Origin of the sequence: Actinopolyspora alba, from assembly GCF_900112765.1 — a bacterium.
In the GTDB taxonomy this organism is placed as follows: domain Bacteria; phylum Actinomycetota; class Actinomycetes; order Mycobacteriales; family Pseudonocardiaceae; genus Actinopolyspora; species Actinopolyspora alba.
The window spans coordinates 142778-163622 of the sequence record NZ_FOMZ01000002.1 but is presented as its reverse complement, the minus strand read 5'-3'; the positions used below and the strand labels follow the sequence as shown (position 1 = coordinate 163622).

14 protein-coding genes and 1 tRNA gene are annotated in these 20845 nt (G+C 67.5%); 11 read left to right on the top strand and 4 right to left on the bottom strand.

Translation table 11 applies throughout. The features are described from left to right. Positions 1–150 precede the first annotated feature (150 nt). The 3 genes from BM150_RS03325 (at position 151) to BM150_RS03315 (ending at position 3412) form a co-directional block, all read left to right on the top strand. Positions 151–1869: an ATP-binding protein gene (locus BM150_RS03325; RefSeq protein ID WP_217641331.1), complete on the top strand. Its 1719-nt coding sequence runs from the start codon at positions 151–153 to the stop codon at positions 1867–1869. Further along, positions 1866–2567, top strand: a complete 702-nt coding sequence (locus tag BM150_RS03320; protein WP_092923694.1) for a response regulator — start codon at positions 1866–1868, stop codon at positions 2565–2567. The genes BM150_RS03325 and BM150_RS03320 overlap by 4 nt, the downstream gene beginning before the upstream one ends. A gap of 95 nt (positions 2568–2662) precedes the next feature. Further along, positions 2663–3412, top strand: coding sequence for a GNAT family N-acetyltransferase (locus tag BM150_RS03315; protein WP_092923692.1), 750 nt, complete (start codon positions 2663–2665; stop codon positions 3410–3412). A gap of 104 nt (positions 3413–3516) precedes the next feature. On the opposite strand, the gene BM150_RS03310 is transcribed toward BM150_RS03315, so the two are convergent. Next, entirely contained in the window at positions 3517–4017 is a 501-nt protein-coding gene (locus tag BM150_RS03310) for a methylated-DNA--[protein]-cysteine S-methyltransferase (RefSeq protein ID WP_092923689.1), read from the bottom strand. A 203-nt stretch (positions 4018–4220) separates the two neighbouring features. Between BM150_RS03310 and BM150_RS03305 the strand changes: the two genes are divergently transcribed. Both BM150_RS03305 and BM150_RS03300 read left to right on the top strand, forming a co-directional pair. Further along, positions 4221–4571, top strand: a complete 351-nt coding sequence (locus tag BM150_RS03305; RefSeq protein ID WP_217641330.1) for a PadR family transcriptional regulator — start codon at positions 4221–4223, stop codon at positions 4569–4571. Continuing rightward, the gene (locus BM150_RS03300; RefSeq protein WP_092923683.1) at positions 4568–5614 is read left to right on the top strand and encodes an MFS transporter; all 1047 of its coding nucleotides are present in this window, start codon (positions 4568–4570) and stop codon (positions 5612–5614) included. The genes BM150_RS03305 and BM150_RS03300 overlap by 4 nt, the downstream gene beginning before the upstream one ends. Before the next feature lie 124 nt (positions 5615–5738). Here the strand turns inward: BM150_RS03300 and BM150_RS03295 are convergent, their stop codons facing one another. Continuing rightward, positions 5739–6299, bottom strand: coding sequence for a GNAT family N-acetyltransferase (locus BM150_RS03295; protein WP_092924387.1), 561 nt, complete (start codon positions 6297–6299; stop codon positions 5739–5741). Positions 6300–7028: 729 nt separating this feature from the next. Next, a tRNA-Arg gene (locus BM150_RS03290) sits at positions 7029–7102 on the bottom strand. Positions 7103–7534: 432 nt separating this feature from the next. Here BM150_RS03290 and ssb point away from each other — a divergent pair. The 6 genes from ssb (at position 7535) to BM150_RS03260 (ending at position 19284) form a co-directional block, all read left to right on the top strand. Further along, a complete protein-coding gene (ssb, locus tag BM150_RS03285) occupies positions 7535–8092 on the top strand; it encodes a single-stranded DNA-binding protein (RefSeq protein ID WP_245755232.1) in 558 nt (185 codons plus the stop codon). 256 nt (positions 8093–8348) lie between these two features. Further along, positions 8349–10025 carry an energy-dependent translational throttle protein EttA gene (gene ettA / locus BM150_RS03280; protein ID WP_092923680.1) on the top strand — a complete coding sequence of 559 codons (1677 nt, stop codon included), beginning with the start codon at positions 8349–8351 and terminating at the stop codon, positions 10023–10025. A gap of 16 nt (positions 10026–10041) precedes the next feature. Continuing rightward, complete coding sequence (locus tag BM150_RS03275) at positions 10042–12858, top strand: hypothetical protein (protein ID WP_139219439.1); 2817 nt, start codon at positions 10042–10044, stop codon at positions 12856–12858. 169 nt (positions 12859–13027) lie between these two features. Then, positions 13028–18019: an NAD-glutamate dehydrogenase gene (locus BM150_RS03270; RefSeq protein ID WP_092923674.1), complete on the top strand. Its 4992-nt coding sequence runs from the start codon at positions 13028–13030 to the stop codon at positions 18017–18019. A gap of 190 nt (positions 18020–18209) precedes the next feature. Further along, complete coding sequence (locus tag BM150_RS03265) at positions 18210–18650, top strand: acyl-CoA thioesterase (RefSeq protein WP_092923671.1); 441 nt, start codon at positions 18210–18212, stop codon at positions 18648–18650. Further along, positions 18643–19284, top strand: coding sequence for a DUF8185 domain-containing protein (locus BM150_RS03260; RefSeq protein ID WP_092923669.1), 642 nt, complete (start codon positions 18643–18645; stop codon positions 19282–19284). The genes BM150_RS03265 and BM150_RS03260 overlap by 8 nt, the downstream gene beginning before the upstream one ends. 56 nt (positions 19285–19340) lie before the next feature. On the opposite strand, the gene BM150_RS03255 is transcribed toward BM150_RS03260, so the two are convergent. Then, positions 19341–20603, bottom strand: a complete 1263-nt coding sequence (locus BM150_RS03255; RefSeq protein WP_092924381.1) for an alpha-amylase family glycosyl hydrolase — start codon at positions 20601–20603, stop codon at positions 19341–19343. Positions 20604–20845: the final 242 nt, after the last annotated feature.

Genomic DNA, 20845 nt, shown 5'->3' with positions numbered 1-20845 from the left:
ACACCCGTCCGGGGGAAATGTGGTGTTCATAAACGCAGTAGTGGTCGTTGTGGTCACGGGCTCCGCCCGATTCCCCGGCCGCGTCCCCGCTGTGGTTTTCCGGCGCACTGCGCTGCCGTTACCGTCGTACGGTCGTCGACAGCCGGAGGGGTGGACGTCATCGCCGAGGGCAACACCACGCGCACCCGCGGGCCCGCGCGCCGCTGGCCGCTGGCGGGCCAGTTCTTCGCGCTGCAGCTGGTGCTGGTCGTGCTCGCGCTCGTGGCCAGCGGGCTGTTCTGGTGGCGCAACACCCGCGCCGAGCTCGACGAGCAGTACGCGCAGCGCGTGCTGGCCATCGCCGAGTCGGTCGCCACGCTGCACACGGTGCGCGACGCCTTCGACGATCCACACCCCGAGAACACCATCGCGCCACTCGCCGAACGGATCCGCCGGGCCACCGGCGCCTCCTTCATCGTCGTCGCCAACAGGCGCCAGATCCGCTACTCGCACCCCGACCCCGAGCGCATCGGTCACCAACTTTCCACCGACGCCGCCCCGGCGCTGGCGGGCAACGTCTGGACCGGGATCCAGACCGGCACCACCGGACGTTCCATGCGGGCCAAGGTGCCGGTGCTCGACGAGTCGGGAACGGTGATCGGCGTCGTTTCCGTCGGCGTGCCCGTCTCGACGGTCAGCGATGAGGTCTCGCAGAGCCTTCCCGACCTGCTGGGAACCGTGCTGACGCTGGTGGTGCTGGGCGGGCTCGGTACCTATCTCGTGTTCCGCAGGATGCGCCGGATGACCTTCGGCATGGCCGCGGACGAGATCGGCAGCCTGGTCGAACACCGCATGGCCATGCTGCACGCCCTCAAGGAGGGAGTGGTCGCCTTCGATCCCTCCGGGAGGATCACCCTGGTCAATGACGAGGCACACCGGTTGCTCGGGCTGCCCTCGGACGCGGAGGGCCGATACCTCGACGAGCTCGAACTGCCGGAGCGGTTGCACGAGGTGCTGGCCGGGCAGGCCGACGGCACCGATCAGATCGTGCTGCGGCGGGGCAGGGTACTGGCGCTGAACCGGATGCCGGTTCGGCTGGACAGCACCGAGGGCGGTTCGGTGGTCACCCTGCGCGACCGCACCCAGCTCGACCAGCTCGCCCAGGAACTCGACGGGGCGCGGACCACCACCGACGCGCTCCGAGCCCAGGCGCACGAGTTCTCCAACCGCATCCACACCATTTCCGGCCTGCTCGAACTCGGCGAGTACGAGCAGGCGCGCAGTTTCGTCGACGAACTCAGCGCCTCCCACGGGCGGTTCACCGAGGACCTCACCACCCGGGTGCGCGACGCCGCCGTCGCGGCCCTGCTGCTGGCGAAATCGGCCGCCGCCGCCGAGCGGGGGGCGGAGTTCGTGCTCGGCACCGACACCGACCTCGACGCCCTGCCCTCCACCACGGCCAGGGACGACCTGATACTGGTGGTGGGCAACCTCATCGACAACGCGTTGGAGTCACTGGCGGGCTCCGGACGAGTACGGGTGTCGTTGTTGTCGGAGGAAGCCGACGGTGCCGCGGTCACCCGCATCGAGGTCGGTGACTCCGGTGCGGGCATCGCCCCCGAACTGGCCGACGAGGTGTTCCGCGCGGGTTTCACCACCAAGGTGGCCCAACAGGGCGGCACCGGCGGGCTGGGGTTGGCCCTGGTCCGGCAGACCTGCCGCAATCGGGGAGGGTGGGTGCGCGCCGACAACGACGACGGCGCGGTCTTCACCGCGCTGCTGCCCGTGGTGGGCGAGATCGCGGAAACAGGGGGACCCGACGGAACGCCCGAAAATCACCGGCAGTCGATCCGAACCAGACCTCAGTCCTCCCACTGGAGCCCCCGATGATCCGAGTTCTCGTGGTCGACGACGACGTCCGGGTCGCGGACAACCACCGCAAACTGGTCGAGAGCATGGCCGGATTCGAGGCGGTGGGCGTGGCCCACAACGCCCACGAGGCACTGACCATGAGCGAACGGCTGCTTCCGGACCTGGTGCTGCTGGACCTGTACCTGCCGGACGAATCCGGGGTGCGGGTGTTGCAGCGGCTGCGGGGCAACGCCCACCCGCTCGACGTCCTGGTGATCACCGCGGTGCGCGACGTGGAGACGGTCAAGGCCGCCATGCAGGGCGGGGCGGTGCACTACCTGCTCAAGCCCTTCCCGTTCCGGGAGCTGCGGGAACGGCTGAACGGCTACGCCGAGGCCCAGCACGAACTCGACGCGGTCGATGAGGCCGAGCAGGCCGATGTGGACCGGGTCTACGGCAAGTTGCGGGCCTCCGAACCCCAGCGCACCGTTCCCGAGGAGCTGCCCAAGGGGCTCTCCACGGTCACCGCGCGCCTGGTGCTCGACACGCTGCGCTCGGCCGACACCGACCTGTCCGCCTCCGAGGTCGCCAACAACGCGGGACTGTCCCGGGTAAGCGCCCGGCGTTACCTCGACCACTTCGCCACCACCGGCAGGATCACGCTGCACCTGCGGTACGGCTCGGCGGGCAGACCCGAACACCGGTATCAGTGGGCGAGTGGGCGTGGCGCCCAGTGAGTTCCTGGCTCCCGATCCTCCGGTGTTTCCGGGGCTTCCGGCGTCTTCCGGACACGCTCGCACGGTGGCCGTGCGGCTCTGTCAGGATCGTCGGCATGACATCGTCAGCGGCGACGGTCCGCCACCTCACCGGAGCAGCCGAACTGCTCACCGTGGCCGGTGCCGACACCTACACCCGCATGACCGTGGCCGACGACGTGATCGGCTACGCCACCGATGAGGCAGTCGCCTGGTTCACCAGCATTCCGTGGCAGCCCGGTTCGCTCTCGCTGCGCGGTCGGCCGCGCGCGGCCCTCGACCTGCTCGCCGAACTCCGGGAGGCGGGACTGCTCGACTCGGTCGAATCCGTTCGGCTGCCGCTGTTGTCGGGCGAGGACGGCGACGAGCGGCTGTCCGTCTCCGGACCGGAGGACTGGTACTTCCTCGCGGCCGAAGGCGCGCCCGAGTGGCGGCGCGGCGAGTCGGCGGTCGAAGTGCTGCCGAGCGGGGAGAGCGAGCGGGTCGAGCGGTTGCTGCGGGAGGGTCATTCGGCCACCGGGGCGAACCCGTGCGCCTCGGGCATTCGCCGGTGGTTCGGCATCCGCGACGGTGACCGGCTCGTCGCCTGCGGGGCCGACCGGAGCATCAACGGTGTCGGTTTCCTCGCCAAGATCACCGTCGATCCAGCCTACGGTGGTCGCGGCTTGGGAAGCGACCTGACCGCCGCGATGACCCGCGCGCTGCTCGACGAGTTCGGCGAGGTGGCGCTGGGGGTGACCGTGGACAACGCTCGGGCGATCGACGTCTACGAGCGGCTGGGCTACCGCCGGGTCGCCGACGTCAGCTCGGTGCGGCTCCTCGACTGAGGGAGCCGGGGAAAGCCCGCGAAGGCTTTGATTTTCGGATCGGGCGGGCTGTTTCCCGGTCCGGGACCAGGTTCGTAGCGAGATTCTTCGGAAGAGCCCGTCCCTCAGAACAGTCTGCCCGCCACTTCGGCAGGAGGCTCCTCCAGGCGCAGCAGAAAGCGCTTGCGGTCCAGCCCGCCGCCGAAGCCGGTCAGGCTGCCGTCGGCGCCGAGCACGCGATGGCAGGGCACGATCACCGCCAGCGGGTTGCGTCCGGTCGCCGTCCCCACGGCCCGGGACAGGCCCGGATTGCCGAGCTCGCGGGCCAGTTCGCCGTAGCTGCGCGTCTCGCCGTAGCCGATCCCGGCGATCAGCTGCCAGACCCGCTGCTCGAACTCGTCGCCGTGGAAAGCCAGCGGAAGGTCGAACCGGGTGCGTTCCCCCGCGAAGTACTCGGCGAGCTGTTCGCTGGTGCTGTGGAAATCGTCGTCGACGCGGGGGCCGAGCGTCGTCGCCGGGTTCTTGTGGTCGCGGCCCTCGAAGTGTAGCCCGACCAGGTGCTCGTCCTCGGCCACGACGGTCAGCTCGCCGACCGGTGAGTCGATCACCGTGTGTCTCGTGCTCATGTCGTGGTCCTCGAAACCCTCTTCGCCGGTGCGTGCGCCACGAGTGTAAGCGCGGCGGGTGCGGCGGTTCTCCGTCGTCGCATTCGACGTGCTTCGGATCGGTACTCCCCGGGGAGGTGCTCACACGAGGGTTCTGTCCTCCGTTAGATGGATACAAAATCTCACCGCTCGTTATATATCGGTTTGCGATATATACTGTTCACATGACACGGCGAGCCATGTCCGAGCAGTCGTTCCTGGTGCTGACCGTGCTGGCCGACGGTGCCTTGCACGGTTACGGGATCGTGCGTGCGGTGAGTGAGCTCTCGCGGCAGCGGGTCGTGCTGCGGGTGGGCACCCTCTACGGGGTGCTCGACCGGTTGTGCGCCGACGGACTCGCGGAACTCGACAGCGAGCGGGTCCACAACGGCCGGTTGCGCCGGTACTACCGCATCACCGACAACGGGCTGACCACACTGGCCGGTGAGACCGCTCGCCGCTCCGAGGTCGTGCGGGCGGCCACCGAGCGGTTGCGGATCCGGGGACTGCTGCCGGAATCGGGTGGTACGGCATGACGCGACTGGAACAGCGCTACCGACGTCTGCTGCGGCTGCTGCCGAGCTGGTACCGCGCCGATCGCGAGGAGGAGATGGTGGACGTCTTCCTGCTCGCCGACGCGGCGAGGCACAGCGGAGGAGCGGAGGACGAGCAGGACGATTGGGACTACGGAGACCACGAGGATCTGCGTGGTGAGTACGGCTGGCCGGACCGGCGCGAGTTCCTCGCCGTGGCGGGGCTCGCGGTCCGAACCCGTTTCGGTGGTGTCGGAGCCCCGAGCGCGGCTCGTGCCCGAGGTGACACCGTTCGCACCATCGCGCTGCTCGGAGTGCTCGTGCGGGCCGTGCTGGCACTCGTTTCGGTGGGCAGCCTGGTGCACGTCCAGCTTCGGAGCGGCGTGGCGTTCGCTGACTCCACCACGCTGCTGTCCCCGCTCGGCGGGTACGTCTTCCCGACCCTGCTGCTGAACCTGGTGTGGGTACCCGCCTATCTGCTGCTGGTGCTGGGGAAGCGCCGTGCGGGCATGCTCTGTTCGGGTGTCGCGCTGCTGCCTTCGCTGCTCTCGATGATTCCCCCGGACAACACCCCGGCCACGTCCCTCACCAGTGTGATCACGGGAGTCGGCATCTGGTTGCCCGTCGTGTGCGTGTTCCTCGGCTTCCACCGCGACGCGCCCGAGCCGTCGCGGAAACCGTGGTTGCTCGCGTTGCCTGTCGGTGTTCTCGCCGCCTTGATCTTCATACTGCTGGGATGGCTCGTTCCACCGGTGGTGGTCGCGGGCCCGCGGGTCTGTGGCCTGCTCGTCGTCGCCGTGTTCACTCTGGTCGTACGACTTCGTTCCCCCGGCGGGTTCCGAGTTCCTGGTCGGCCGCGCTGGCGGTGGTCGGTGCGCTGTTCCTGGTGGAACACGCGACGCTGTTCATCACCTTCGGGATTACGGAAGTGGTGCCGGTGCTCTCCGTCCTCGTGCCGTTGGCGGTACTCGCCCTGTGCTGCGTCTTCCTGGCGGTCACCGCCGCCCGCGCGCCATCCGGCGGTCGTTCGGACGCGGTCGGTGTGACCGAGCGCTGATCGACTCCCGGCGGCAGCTGTGTAGCGGGTGTGCTCGGTGGGCGAGGCCGGCCCGGACCATCGGTCCACATTAGAAAACCCGGTCGTTCCTCGGGAAACCGGTCGTTTCCCACCTAACGCGTTTCATCGGCCAACAGACTGAACATCATGCTGTCACGTCGTCCGCCCTGAAAGCGGATGCGTGAACGCAACACTCCTTCACGCGTGAAGCCGCAACGCTCGGCCACCCGCTGGGAAGCGATGTTGTCCGGAGCACAGGTCAATTCCAGGCGTTCCAACTCCAGGTGGTCGAACACCCAATGTGCCAAGAGTCGTAGTGTCCGCGTGGCCAGGCCGCGCCCCCGCGCGTGGGGTGCGAGCCAGTAACCGGCCGCCGCGCGTCCTTGGTCGAGAGCGACTTCGTAGATCGAGGCGCCTCCCAGAACGAGCTCGTGGTCGGTGGCCTCGACCACGGCGAAGTTGATCGCCTCCCCGCGGAGCCGCATTTTCTCGTGCTCCACCATGTCCTGCTGCACGTGTGCGATCGTGAACGGCTCCACGAGCGGCCAGGAGAACTGCAGGCACAACGGGTCGGAGAAGCCGTCGAACCACTGCCGCGCGTCGGAGGTGGTCCAGGAGCGCAGTGCCACGGCGTCGTCGGAGAGCGGAGGGTCCGGGAACGGTAACGCTGACACGCCCACACGATAGGGCACCTTCCAGGGCGGTCACACTAGCTTCCGGCCCACCACTGGATTCTGGTCTCGTATGAATGCGAGGAACGACGAGCCGCAGTAGTCGTCCACTCGGCTTTGACTGGTCCGCGCTGCGCAACCGCCATGCCGATCTCGGCACCGGCGATGACCGACACGAGGATCGACACGGGGCCACCGGGTACGAGCAATGGTGCTGGATCGACTACCTCGACAGTCGCGATCATTGGGCGCTGTAACCACGAAAACGCTCGGTCCTCCAGATCCTCTTCCAGAGGGCGAGGCGTTTTCGTTGTGCTGTCAACGATGCGCAGCGGGAGGAATTCTGCCGTACTCGCGAACTGTGCTGCTTTGCTTCACACGAGACGTGCTTGTTGACATCGAACTGTGTGCGATCACGCGAGGTCTTGTCGAGTGGGGGCGGTGCTCGGCATCGGACACGGCACAGCCGGGGCGGGAAGCCTCACCGGTAACGGCCCCGCTCCGGACGATTCGAGGTGCTCGGCCACGCCACGATCACGATGCCCCAGTGATCAACTCATGTGGGTGCTCCCCCACGGCGCAACGTTGGTGCACTGAGCTGGGCAGGATGCGAGTCCGGTGGGAATCTCGCACCACGAAAGCCCCACATCTGCCACGCACGGCAGATCAGCACGACCAAGCTACCCTGAGGATTCGGTTTCCCGTTGCAGGTCAATCGGCTGGTTTGCTAGGCGCCCCCGGCAGGATTCGAACCTGCGACCTAGAGATTAGAAGTCTCTTGCTCTATCCGTCTGAGCTACGAGGGCTCGAGCGACACCGAGCGCGCGCTCACGGCGCGTGTCGTGTCGCGCCAAGCAGACTAACGGTTCCCCTTGCTTTACGAAGAACCCACACGGGAGCTGTTGCCGAGACGGTATCGAATGGCAAGCCGATCATAATCCCGAGTGGTTGATCCCAGTTGTCTGAATCTTGTTCGTTTTCCTGTCGCGGGTAGCTTGGTAGCGACCTGCGCAGCGGCAACGACCCATCACGGACATCGTAGTCGCGCTTCGCGCATGACTCTATCCGCTGCGCTTACGCGAAATCGAGTCGTTATCTCATGACGTCTGCCCGCCTCGATTCTCGCTCGTTCGGGTGGAGTCGCGCGATGTTGTCGGCCACCGCAGCGAGGGGCCTTCTCGCGAATTGTCCACATGGCTACCGCTTTTACACATATCGTAATTGTTGTATCGCTCAGTGTGTTCGTTCTCGTGCAGGGTGAGTACAGCGCCGCACGGCGCGACCGAACCGAGACGAGACCACTCGAAGTGGTGGAAGGGCAGGAACTCATGTATGAAACCGCTGTCACTCTTGTCGGTGAAGTTCTCAGTGCCCCGAAGACCCGCGAGACCAGACACGGCAATCGTGTGGCGAGTTTCCGCATGGTCAGCATCGCCCGTCGCTTCGACCGCGCGAACCAACGCTGGGTCGACGGTGATCGGGTACACGCCACGGTCCACTGCTGGAAGCAGCTCGCCCAGGGGGTGGTTCAGGCTCTGGAGAAGGGCGATTCGGTACTCGTGACAGGAAAGCTGCGCACCAAGGAGTACGAAACCGACGGGCAGCGTCGAACCACCGCGGAGGTCGAGGCCGGTGCGGTGGGGCTCGACGTGCTGCACGACTCCCGCGCCGCGGCGGATGACACCGACGAGGAAACCGCCGGGGCCGGCGCGGCTTCCGCTCGTGATTGCTTCCGGGCCGCACCACCCTGTCCACGAGCCGCCGAGGACACCTCCACGCAGGCGATCGGCGCCTGACGGCGCACCGGGTAACGACACTACGGTCCGCCGGGCGGCTGCGATCCGGTTTCCGCGTCGCCGCCCGGCGCCCCGCCACGACCACGTCCGCTGCCGGTTCGCCGGTGCACAAGACATGTTTCCGCCCGATGGGTGCGACGCTCCCGACCGCACCGCTGGGGGCGCGGTCGCCACGCGCCGCGGGCTCGTCACGGGAGGTGCACACCGTGCGGATGCAGTGCAGACCACGCGGTCCCGCACATCTACGATCGGAGGCATGGCCGAGTTCATCTACACCATGAAGAATGTGCGCAAAACGCACGGGGACAAGATGATACTGGAGAACGCGACTATCCAGTTCTACCCCGGTGCCAAGATCGGTGTGGTGGGGCCGAACGGGGCCGGGAAGTCGAGCGTGCTGCGCATCATGGCCGGACTCGACCACCCGAACAACGGTGAGGCCTTCCTTTCCCCCGGTTACACGGTGGGCATCCTGCAGCAGGAGCCCCCGCTGAACGAGGAGAAAACCGTACTCGGCAACGTCGAGGAGGGCGTTGGCGAGATCAAGGAGAAGCTGGACCGCTTCAACGCCATCGCCGAGCAGCTCGCCACCGATTACACCGACGAGCTCATGGCCGAGATGGGCAAGCTCCAGGAGGAGCTCGACCACGCCGAGGCATGGGAGCTGGACTCGCAACTGGAGCAGGCGATGGATGCCCTGCGCTGCCCACCCCCTGAAGCCGAGGTCCGTTACCTCTCCGGCGGTGAGCGTCGCAGGGTCGCCCTGTGCAAACTGCTGCTGAGCAGGCCCGATCTGTTGCTGCTGGACGAACCCACCAACCACCTGGACGCCGAGAGCGTGCACTGGCTGGAGCAGTTCCTGTCCAACTACTCCGGCGCCGTGCTGGCCGTGACCCACGACCGCTACTTCCTGGACAACGTGGCCGGCTGGATCCTCGAACTCGATCGCGGCAACACTTATCCCTACGAGGGCAACTACTCGACCTACCTGCAGAAGAAGTCCGAGCGGTTGGCCGTGCAGGGCAAGCGGGACGCCAAGCTGCAGAAGCGCCTCAAGGACGAGCTGGAGTGGGTGCGTTCCAACACCAAGGCGCGCCAGAAGAAGTCGCGTTCGCGACTGGATCGCTACGAGGAGATGGCGGCCGAGGCCGAGAAGACCAAGAAGATGGACTTCGAGGAGATCCAGATTCCGCCGGGTCCGCGCCTGGGCAACCTCGTGGTCGAGGCCAACGAGATGAGCAAGGGCTTCGAGGGCAACCTGCTCATCGACAGGCTCTCGTTCACCTTGCCGCCCAACGGCATCGTGGGAGTCATCGGTCCCAACGGTGTCGGTAAGACGACCCTGTTCAAGACCATCGTCGGACTCGAGGAGCCGGACAGCGGTCAGGTGCGGGTCGGCGACACGGTCAAGCTCAGCTATGTGGACCAGAACCGCTCCGGTATCGACCCCAACAAGAACGTCTGGGAAGTCGTCTCGGACGGGTTGGACCACATCCAGGTCGGCCAGGTGGAGATGCCTTCGCGCGCCTACGTGAGTGCCTTCGGGTTCAAGGGTGCCGACCAGCAGAAACCGGCCGGGGTGCTCTCCGGTGGTGAGCGCAACCGGTTGAATCTCGCGTTGACGCTCAAGCAGGGTGGGAACACGCTGCTGCTGGACGAGCCCACCAACGACCTGGACGTGGAGACGTTGTCCTCATTGGAGAACGCGCTGCAGGAATTCCCCGGTTGTGCCGTGGTGATTTCCCACGACAGGTGGTTCCTCGACCGGGTGGCCACCCACATCCTCGCTTGGGAGGGTGATGAAGAGAATCCGGCCAAGTGGTTCTGGTTCGAAGGTAACTTCGAGGGGTACGAGAACAACAAGATCGACCGGTTGGGCGCCGAGGCCGCACGTCCGCACCGGGTTACCCATCGGAAACTGACCCGCGGCTGAGGATCGGAGAGTCGACTTGGCGAGGGAGCGCGGTTCGCGGATAAGCAGCCCCGGCCACGAACTACTGGAATCCGCTCGGCAATTGCGCTGGCGGGTTCCGGAGCTGGCACTGTTGTTCGCCAACCGCGCGACTGCCACTGCCCGACAGGTCGGTGACACCGAACAGCGACTCCGGGCCGAAGCGATAGCGCTTTTCGCCGAGAACCGCTTGGGGCGTTCGGTCACCGCCACCGAACGCGCGCTCGGGGCCTTTCGGGACGCCGAGCGCGCGGGCTCGGCTGAACCGCTCGGTGACCTGCGGGTCGAACTTGCCTGCTGTGCCCGTGGCAGCGGCAGTCCCGATGTCGCGTTGCGCGTGCTGCATCCGTTGCTGGAGCTGGAACGTGTTCCGGCACGGCTGCGCGCGCACGCGTTGGTCGAGCTGTGTGGTGCGTTGCCGATGCATCGTCGCGCGGCGGAGCGTGTCGAGGCGCTGGACGAGGCCGACCGGCTCTACGCCGCCGAGTCGACCGAGGACCAGGACACCACGCGGTTGCTCCGTGCCAGGGTGGCGGGCGCGCGGGCGGCTCACTATCGCGGTAACGGTGAGTTCGCGCTCGCGATCGAGTCCGCCGCGGCGGGCCTCGACTTTCTGGAACGTCTCGGTGACCCGGCCGCCGACAGCGGGGAGGTCCGCGCCGGGCTGGTCCTCGAACAGACGCAGTCGCTGCTGGATCTGGGCAAGCAGGCCGAGGCGTTGCGGTGTGCGTCCGAGATCGTGCGGCAGCCGCTCCGGGCCGCCGCCGCGGCCCCGGTCGGTTGGCTGCGACTCGCGGTGGCGACCAGGGTTTACGTGCCCTCGGGGCAGCACTCGGCCGCGTTCGAGTCGTTGCGAGAGGCCCTCGACGGTGGGCGCAGGCACGAGCTGTTCGATCTGCAGGCCGCAGTACTGAACACGTTGTCCGCCCTGCACGAGAAGGCCTCCGACCTTCCCGAGGCGTTGCGCTGTGTTCGCGATGCCTACTCGGCCGACCATCACTGGCGCAGAACCGTCGAACAGGCCAGGCTGCGCCTGCTGGAGGAGTTCCCGGCGCCGAACTCCGCGATCCCGCGGCAGCAGTCCGAACACGGTGAGCAGGGCCACGATCGGCACGATCACACCGTCGAACATCCGCCACGAGGTCCGTTGCCTCCCACGGCGCCCGCGACGGAGGATCCGGACACCCGGCAGCAGGCTCGGCGGTTGATGAACACCCTGCTGTCCGGTGGGGCGCCGAGTACGCGGGACTCCGCGGCCGTGCCGCAGCAGCACGAGGGCACCGACACCGGTGATCGCCGTTCGACCGGCGAGGGGCACGACACCGCCGCGCACCGTTCCGATAACCCCTTCGGCGAGGTCGTCACGGCGGGTGGAAGCGTCCCGGGCAGGCGTCATCGGGCGCCGGACGGAGCCGAGGAGCACGGCGCGACCGATCCGCATCCGTATCCCGCTGCCGGGACTGCTGCGCCTGTCGACACCGGCGCCTCGGCCGATCCCGCACCCTCGGGCGTGTTCGACCCGTCGGGAGCGTCGAGCGACACCGTCCGGCAGGGTGAACCGGATGCTCACCGCCCGCCCCGCGAACACGGCCCATCCCGTGAACACGGTGGCCGGGAGGACATCGACTTTCCCGCCGAGAATCCGACCGAAACCGGGTTCGACAGGACCGCCACGGAGTCGGGCACCGGTTCGGGAATCGGATCGGGAAGCGGTTTTCCGTCGTCCTCCCCCACCGAGGACGTGACCACGATAATGCCGGTCGTGCCGAGTTTTCCGGACTCGGAGCCCCAGCCTGCGGACGCCGGTGAGCACGCGGTCGGGGACAAGGCTTGGCCCGTGTCCGACCCGCAACCGGGTGGCACGACCGAATCGGCCGAGCCCCACCGCCCCCGTGCCGCTGAGTCCTCGTGGGGCCACGGCTCCGAGTCGCTTCACGAGCACGCCACGAGCGGTTCCTCCGAGTCGGCCTCACCCGATTCAACACCGCCCGAGTCAGGCACCACAGGGGGCAGGCGACGAGCGGAACCGGCCGAAACCGAGGAACCACCGGCACGGCGGTCGCACGGTCGTTCGCTGGACGAGATCCGTGCCGCGCTCGAAGCGGAGGGCAGGGGCGCGCCCCGCCAGCGTCGGAGTCGTTCCGCCGGCGCCGCCGAAGTCACCGGGGTGACCGGGAACGGCCCGGAGTCCCCGGTCACCGCCCAGCCCGGGACCACGGCCCAGCCCGCGCCCCCTACCCGGTCCGGAGGACGCCGTCGCCGTGCGGAACCACCGGAACCGGACGCCTCCGGGGAGCCCGCCGAATCGACGGCACCGGCTGAGAGCGGCGGTTCGGAAGCTTCCTCCGAGTGGGGTGATAGCTCCGGAGGTACCTCGCCGGATACGAGTTCCCGTCCCGCGGTCCCGGAGCACCTGCTGGAGCAGAGCAGAGAGTTGATCAGAGACTTCTCCGGGATGGACGTTTCCGACAGCGCCGAGTCCGGTGCGGGACAGGCGGGACTGGCCGATCTGCTCGCGGAAGCGTTGGTGGCCTACCGCAACGGCAACCGGGCCGACGACGACACCGCCAGTACCGAGCAGTCCGCCACGGCGAGGGCACCGCGGACGCCTCCCGAGGCTCCGGAGCCCCCTCCCGGATCGAATTCCACGGCCGCGCGACGCTCTCGGCGTTCCGGTGATCCCGAGATACGTGTCGAGGACGAGCCGACGGCCCGTACGGGAACGGATGACACCGCTTTCCGGGGACGTAGACGACACGCCGCGGGGGAGACCGATCCCGGCGAGTCGTACAGCTGGACTCCTCGGATCCGTTGATCGAGCTCGTCCGCGACGCTCACGTGTGCTGGTTTCGACGCGCGCGGGGTACGCCCCTGAAATCCGGTTCCACTTGATCTGTTCAGCCCGTCACCGATCACGCCGTCGAGCACTCTAGGGTGGTCTTGTTGGCACAACGAGGTGCCGCTAGTTGTGGAGCTGCGTGACGATGACCTCTGAATCCGGACAGTTGAGTACCGAGCACACCGTGCCGAACGGAGAGCGGACACCGCGGACGTCCGACCCGGGTGCGGTAGGCCCCGAGTATCTGACGAGCCTGGTGGAGCGAGCCGTGCGAACGGTCCCGGAACTGGCCCACCTGCTACGTACTTACTATCGCCACGTCCCGGCCGAGGAAGTCGTGAGCGAGGAGCCGGACGATCTCGCAGGTGCGCTGCGCTCGCACTACGAGCTGGCCGCCCACCGCGCGCCCGGACGTGCCATGGTGCGGATATTCAACCCGACCCGTGCCGTCGAGGGCTGGTACAGCCCCGCCTCGGTGGTCCAGCTCGTCACCGACGACATGCCCTACCTGGTCGACTCGGTGATCGCCGAGTTGTCGCACGCCGGTGCGCAGGTGCAACGCGTGGTTCATCCCATTGTGGTGGTGCGCAGGGACGTCGCGGGTGAGCTGCGTGAGGTGTTGCCCGGTGCGGATCCCTCGAACCCGCCCGAGGACGCCCTGGCCGAGTCGTGGATGTTCCTCGAGATCGACAAATTGGCCGACCCGGATCGGATAACCGAGCTGGAGAACGGCCTGTTGCGGGTGTTGACCGACGTGCGCGAGGTCGTCGAGGACACCGACCGCATGAACGAGACCGCCCGCCGGCTCGCGGACTCGCTGGAGCGGGACAGTTCCCAGTCGACCGTGGAGCAATCCACCGATGCCGCCGCCCTGCTGCGTTGGCTGGCCGAAGGGCATTTCACCTTCCTGGGGTACCGCCACGACGAGGTGGTGCACGACGAGGACTCCGGCGGGCCGACACTGCGACCGGTGCTCGCCTCCGGTCTCGGTGTGCTGCGGTCCGACAACGGCGTCGCCAGGACGCTGTCCACCGGCCCGGACATACTCGTCGAGTCACCGGACGACGAGTTGCTGGTGCTGACCCAGGCGAACGCGAACTCCCCCGTGCATCGCGCCGGGCATCCGTTCTACGTGGGGGTCAAAACCTTCGACTCCGATGGTGGGATGTCCGGTGAGCACCGCTTCATCGGTCTGTTCACCACCACCGCGCTGCACGAGAACGTGCTGGAAATACCGGTTATAGCCCGCCGGGCCCGCGAGGTGATCCACCGCGCCGGTTTTCCGTTGGAGTCCTACTCCGGGCAGCGCATGCTCGAGGAGATCCAGAGCTATCCGCGTACCGAGTTGTTCGCCACCGGCTCCGACAGACTGCTGGAGATCATCACCGGGGTGCTCGCCCTCGCGGAACGTCGCAAGCTCAAGCCCTTCCTGCGGCGCGACCCCTACGGCCGGTTCTTCTCGTGCCTGGTTTACCTGCCGCGTGACCGATACACGACCCGTTCCCGACTGGCGATGCAGGAAGTGCTGCTGGCGGAGCTGGGAGGAACAGGTCTGGAGTACAGCACCCGGGTGGGTGAGTCCGCGCTGGCCCGAGTGCATTTCGTGGTGCACACCGAACCGGGAAGCAGGTTCGACCCCGATGTCAACCGGGTGCAGCGCCGACTCAGCGAAGCCATCCGCACCTGGGACGACGACATGGTCGAACAGGTCGAGTCGGAACGCGTGGGGGACCGCACGGAGGCACGTCGGGACGGTCGTCTCGTCTCGTTCGGCTCCGAGACCATCAACGAGGTCGGGCTGCGCTACGCGGCGGCCTTCCCCGAGGCGTACAAGGAGGATTTCGAGGCATCCGACGGCTTGATCGATCTGCGCAGGCTGGAGACGCTCTCCAGTCCCGGTGACCTCGCGATGTCGTTCTACACGCCACGTGATGCCGGACCGGGCGACCGGCGTTTCAAGATGTTCCTCACCGAGCGGGTGACGTTGTCCAGGGTGCTTCCGGTGCTGCAGAGCATGGGGGTGGAGGTCGTCGACGAACGGCCCTACGAGATCTCCCCGGACGACGACACCGCCCGCTGGATCTTCGATTTCGGACTGCGTCCAGGGCGGGGGGTGTTCGATCCGTCCGACGGTGAACGGATCGACACGCTTCGGGAGCGGTTCGAGGAGGCCTTCCGTGCCGCCTGGCAGAACGAGGCCGAGGTCGACAGGTTCAACTCACTGGTGCTGCGGGCCGGGCTCACCTGGCGGCAGACCACGGTGCTGCGTGCCTACGCCAAGTATCTGCGGCAGGTCGGAGTGGCCTACAGCCAGGACTACATCGAGGACGCGCTGATCACGCACGAGTCGATCACAGTGCGGCTGATCAGGCTGTTCGAGACGCGCTTCGATCCGGGTATCGCGGACACGCTGCGGTTCTCCAGGGAACAGGAACTGGTCGAGGCCGCGGAACGAGCCGTCGACGAGGTCACCAGCCTGGACGCCGATCGCATCCTGCGTGCCTACCTCGGACTGATCCGGGCCACGCTGCGCACCAACTACTTCGTCGAGGACGAGTGGTCGCGGTCCCGTTCCTTCCTGTCGTTCAAACTGGAACCGCAGGAGATTCCCGGCCTGCCCGAGCCGCGGCCGCAGTACGAGATCTTCGTGTACTCCCCCCGCTTCGAAGGAGTGCACCTCAGGTTCGGCTCGGTGGCGCGTGGCGGACTTCGCTGGTCCGACCGTCGCGAGGACTTCCGCACCGAGATCCTGGGGCTGGCCAAGGCGCAGGCGGTCAAGAACGCGGTGATCGTGCCGGTGGGGGCCAAGGGCGGGTTCGTCCTGAAGCGCCAGCCCGCACCGACCGGAGACCCCGTGGCCGACCGGGAAGCGGTCCGTGACGAGGGGGTCGCGTGCTACCGCATGTTCATCTCCGGCATGCTCGATCTGACCGACAACCTGGTCGACGGGCAGGTGGTCGGCCCGGACCGCGTGGTCCGACACGACGCCGAGGACACCTACCTGGTGGTCGCTGCCGACAAGGGGACCGCGACGTTCTCCGACATCGCCAACGAGGTCGCCGAGTCCTACGGCTTCTGGTTGGGCGACGCCTTCGCCTCCGGCGGGTCGGTCGGTTACGACCACAAGGCCATGGGCATCACAGCCAAGGGGGCCTGGGAGAGCGTCAAACGGCATTTCCGCGAACTCGGTACCGACACGCAGCGCGAGGAGTTCAGCGTCGTCGGTGTCGGCGACATGGGTGGTGACGTTTTCGGCAACGGGATGCTGCTTTCCGAGCACATCCGCTTGGTGGCCGCCTTCAACCACATGCACGTCTTCATCGACCCGACTCCGGATCCCGCCGCATCGTTCGCCGAGCGCTCCCGGCTGTTCGCCATGTCCCGATCCACATGGGACGACTACGATCGCGACGTGATCAGCGAGGGCGGCGGTGTCTGGCCGCGTTCCGCCAAGTCGATCCCGCTCAACCCCGAGATCCGCGCCGCGCTCGGGATCGACGACGACGTCGCCCGGTTGGCGCCGGCCGAACTGATCAAGGCGATTCTGCGGGCGCCCGTCGACCTGCTCTGGAACGGTGGTATCGGTACCTACGTCAAGGCCAGCACCGAGACTCACGGCGAGGTGGGGGACAAGGCCAACGATCCGGTGCGGGTGGACGGTGCCGACCTGCGTGCCCGCGTGGTCGGTGAGGGCGGTAACCTCGGGATGACCCAGCTCGGGCGTATCGAGTTCGCCCGCGACGGTGGCAAGGTCAACACCGACGCGCTGGACAACTCGGCGGGTGTCGACTGCTCGGACCACGAGGTCAACATCAAGGTGCTGCTGGACCAGCTGGTCGCCGACGGGCGACTGGACCGGGACCGGCGCAACCAGTTGTTGCGGGAGATGACAGATGAGGTCTCCGAGCTGGTGCTGGCGGACAACTATCGCCAGAACGCCGTGCTCGGCACTTCCCGCTCGCACGCGGCGCCCATGCTCTCGGTGCACGCCAGGCAGGTCGCCGAACTGGAGAAGCGCACCGGACTGGACCGTGAACTGGAGGCGTTGCCGACCCCGGCGCAGTTCCGGCAGCTCGAGAAGGCAGGCGACGGTCTCACCTCGCCGGAGTTGGCGACCCTCATGGGCCACGTCAAACTCGCGTTGAAGCAGGACGTGCTGGCCAGCGACCTGCCCGACACGGAAGCCTTCGCCTCGCGGCTGCCCGAGTACTTTCCGCGCCCGCTGCGCGGACAGTACGGCCAGGCGGTGCGCCAGCACCCGCTGCACCGCGAGATCACCACGACCCTGCTGGTCAACGAAGTGGTCGACGGTGCAGGCATTTCCTACGCGTACCGCCTGTCGGAGGAGATGAGCGCCGACACCACCGACGCGGTACGCGCCTTCGAAGTGGTGACCGGCGTTTACGATCTCCCCGCGCTGTGGGAGGAGATCGAACAGCTGCACGGCACGGTTCCCATCGATGTCGTCGACTCCATGGTTCTGGAGACCCGTCGCCTGCTGGACCGGGCCTCCAGGTGGCTGCTTTCCAACCGTCCGCAGCCGTTGGCCATCGGCGCCGAGATACATCGCTTCCGTCCCGTGGTCACCGAGTTGGCCGAGTCGGTGTGGGAGATGCTGCACGGGCGGGCGGCTGCCAACGCCGCGACCGAGACCGACCGACTCGTGAATCGGGGCGTGCCGAAGCGGACCGCACGGCGTGTCAGCACCTTGCTGGACACGTTCGCGCTGCTGGACATCACCGAGATAGCGGAGCTGGCGGAGCGGGACGCGGGCATCGTGGCCGAACGCAGTCCCCGCGAGAGCGCGGAGCTCTACTACGCGCTGTGGGAGTACCTCGACATGGAGCGGATGCTGGTGTCGGTCGCCGAGCTGGAGCGCGGCAACCGGTGGCACGCGCTGGCGCGGCTGGCGCTGCGTGACGACCTGTACGCCTCGCTGCGAGCCATCGCGGTGGATGTGCTGCGTAGCAGCGATCCGGAGGAGCATCCCGAGAACAAGATCGCGCAGTGGGAGTCGGCCAACGCCTCCCGCATCGGACGGGCCAGGGCGTCGTTGGAGGAGATCAGGCGTTCGGGACGTCAGGACCTGGCGACGCTGTCCGTGGCGGCCAGGCAGCTGCGCAGCATGGTGCGTTGACGGCTTGCCCCTCGGGTCGGTTCGTTCACCCGCCGATCGGCCCGAGGGGCCTCCCGCTCCGCCCGGCAGGCGGTGGGCCGTTCGTCGGATCCGGTTCCGCACCGTGGCCGCGTACGGTGTAACCGGGGACCCGGTGGCGCGGTCGCTGTCCGACCCCTGTTGTTCGGCTGTGCGCTAAGGAAGGCAAAAGGTGGGAGCCTACGTCACCGAAGTGCCCCTGCGGTGGTCCGATATGGACGCCTTCGGGCACGTGAACCATGCCAGAACCGTGACGCTGCTCGAGGAGGCCCGTGCGGGGCTGCTCTTCAACGAAGCGGAACGGCGGGGCCACGGCGGTATGTCGGAGGGAATGGTGGTGGCCCGGTTGTCGGTCGACTACCGCTCTCCGGTGGAATACCGCATGGGAGCCGTGCAGGTGCGCATGTCGGTGCGCGAGTTGCGCACGGCCTCGTTCGTGGTCGACTACGCTGTCGCCGCGGGTGGTGACGATTCGGTGGCCACCGCCGAGACCATGATGGTTCCCTACGATCTGCGAGCCGGACGTCCGCGTCGCCTCACCGAGGGTGAGCGTTCGTTCCTCGCGGAGTGGGTACTCGATCCGCTCGTGAACGAGGAGCAGCGAATTGCCTGAACTGCGAATGCCCGGTTCGGTCGAACGTGACGACCTGAGCGCGTTCGTGGCCCGTGCCGTGCGGCTGGACGGTCAGGCGGTCGTGCGGTTGCGGAACAGGTCCGACGCCGAACGGATCGACGTCTGGTCGGCCACCCCGTTCGACGCGCTGTGCACTCGTTCGGTGGGGGGCGAGGTCGAACCAGCCGACGTGAGTGTCTCGGGCAACGAGTTGCTGGCCGCGTTGACGGTTTCCAACGGGCCGGTGATGGATCCCGGCCCGCAGCGGGACCTGTTGTGGCGCTCCGAGCTGCCTCCCCCGGAGGGGTGGCGGCACGTGGACGACCTGCCTGCCAGGGTGGTCGGTGAGGTCGCCGAGCAGGGGGTCGGTGTCGCCAGGCAGAACGTGGGGCCGAAGGGCACTCCGCCCGCTTCGCTGATGGACCAGGAAGTGTTCACCGTCAGCGGTTCGGGGCTGCAGGTCAAAGTTCCGTTGCGCTGTTTGTTCGTGCTGACCGGGATGGGTTTTCTGGCCAGCGATCCTCCGGAGGAGGAGATCGTACGAGTCAGCGCCACCGAGACGTGGCTTCGCATCGACTCCCGGTTCGGGGCCGTGGTTCGACGGCGGTACGCCCTGCTGCCCTTGCTGACCTGATCGAAGTTTTCGGTCGGGTCGCCGGGTCGTCCGCTCGGCGGAACCTCCCGACCGACTCAGGTCAGCCACACCGCCGTGTTCGGCGGGATGCGTTCGCCCTCCAGAGATCCGCTGCACAGCACGACCGTGCCCGGTGGTTTCGGCACGCTCGTGCCGGAAGCGTTCAGCGCGCAGGTCAGGCCGGCACGGTCGCAGCGAAACGCCAGACAGCCGCGCGGCGCGCCGTACCAGCGCACCGTGGTGCGGTGCGCGATCTCGTGGCGGCGTCGCAGCTCCATCGCGTTGCGGTGCAGCGACAGCGTCGACAACGGGTCCTCCAACTGCGCCTCCACGGTGCTCGCGGCCCAGCTGGGTGGGGTGGGCCACCAGTTGCCGGGCGCGGCGGAGAAACCGAACGGCGGTTGTGTCCCCTCCCAGGGGATCGGGCCGCGGGCGGGTTGGCTGCTCGTGCGATCGGGCTTCTCGGATTCCGGCAGACCCAGTTCCGTTCCGTTGTCCACTCCGACCGACCCCGGCAGCGCGAACTGGACCAGCGCCATCGCCCGTGCGCGTGCCAGGCCGTGCGCACCACCCCCGAACCGGGTGGTCGGGCGCGGGTTTTCCCATGTGGACAGCGTCCATACCGGTGTTCCCGCGTTGTTGTCCGAGTCCGTCAGCACGGTGTCCACGATCCGGCGTATCTCGGTGGCGTCGAACTGGGTCAGGCTGAATCGCAGGTCCACGCCGACGTCCAGCTCCATCAGTTCGCCGAGTCCGGTGCGCCAGCCGTTGACCAGGCCGCCGAGCATGACCGATTCCCGTTCGTCGAGCGCCGAGCGGATCATTCGTACGATCCGGTGCGTGGACTCGTCGATCGGGCCGGTGATGCCCGGTAGTGCGGCGACGCGGAACCCGTCGACGCCGTGCCCGCTCCAGAACCGCAGCGATTCCACCAGTTCCCGTTGGTTCTCGCTGTGAACGATCTCCGTGCCGTCCACGGCGAGGTCCAACGTCACCCGCATCCCAGCCGCGTGTGCTTCGGCCAGCAGCGTTTCCAACGAGCCCAGGGTGCCTACCAACGGATCCACGTCCCGCCCTTGCCCGGGGCGCCCCACGGGTGAAGCCAGCACACCGGTCAACCAGATGGCGTCGATACCGATCAGTTCCAAGTACCCGAGCCTGTCCCGAACGCCCTCCAGATCACCGACCCCGTCGGCATCGGAGTCGCTGAACGCCCGGACATCGACACGGTAAAAGATTCGATCTTCCCACCAGCCACGCCCCGCCGTCGAGTCTTCGCGGCTCAATTCGCTCAAGCCCACGGTGGCCCATCCTGTCACTGAGTTTCCTCGTCGCAGCGATGTCGACGGGACCACGATCGAGTGGATCTTGAAATCTCGTCGGCTCGAACGAGGCGTATCGCCGTTATCCGTCGTCCACGCACCGCGGTTTCCCCGCGCCAGACTTCCGGCGTCATCGAGACCGGTGGCCCCGAGACCGGTCGCGGGATCCGTGGCGGTGCGAGCCACCGGCGTGATGTCTCGGCGCCGAAGCGCCGGCGAGCACCGCACCGGTCGTCGAT

What these genes read in the sequence shown, in the direction of transcription:
- BM150_RS03320 (WP_092923694.1), top strand. Translation starts at nt 1,866, where the DNA reads ATGATCCGAGTTCTCGTGGTCGACGACGACGTCCGGGTCGCGGACAAC.
- BM150_RS03315 (WP_092923692.1), top strand. Translation starts at nt 2,663, where the DNA reads ATGACATCGTCAGCGGCGACGGTCCGCCACCTCACCGGAGCAGCCGAA.
- BM150_RS03310 (WP_092923689.1), bottom strand. Translation starts at nt 4,017, where the DNA reads ATGAGCACGAGACACACGGTGATCGACTCACCGGTCGGCGAGCTGACC.
- BM150_RS03305 (WP_217641330.1), top strand. Translation starts at nt 4,221, where the DNA reads ATGACACGGCGAGCCATGTCCGAGCAGTCGTTCCTGGTGCTGACCGTG.
- BM150_RS03300 (WP_092923683.1), top strand. Translation starts at nt 4,568, where the DNA reads ATGACGCGACTGGAACAGCGCTACCGACGTCTGCTGCGGCTGCTGCCG.
- ettA (WP_092923680.1), top strand. Translation starts at nt 8,349, where the DNA reads ATGGCCGAGTTCATCTACACCATGAAGAATGTGCGCAAAACGCACGGG.
- BM150_RS03270 (WP_092923674.1), top strand. Translation starts at nt 13,028, where the DNA reads ATGACCTCTGAATCCGGACAGTTGAGTACCGAGCACACCGTGCCGAAC.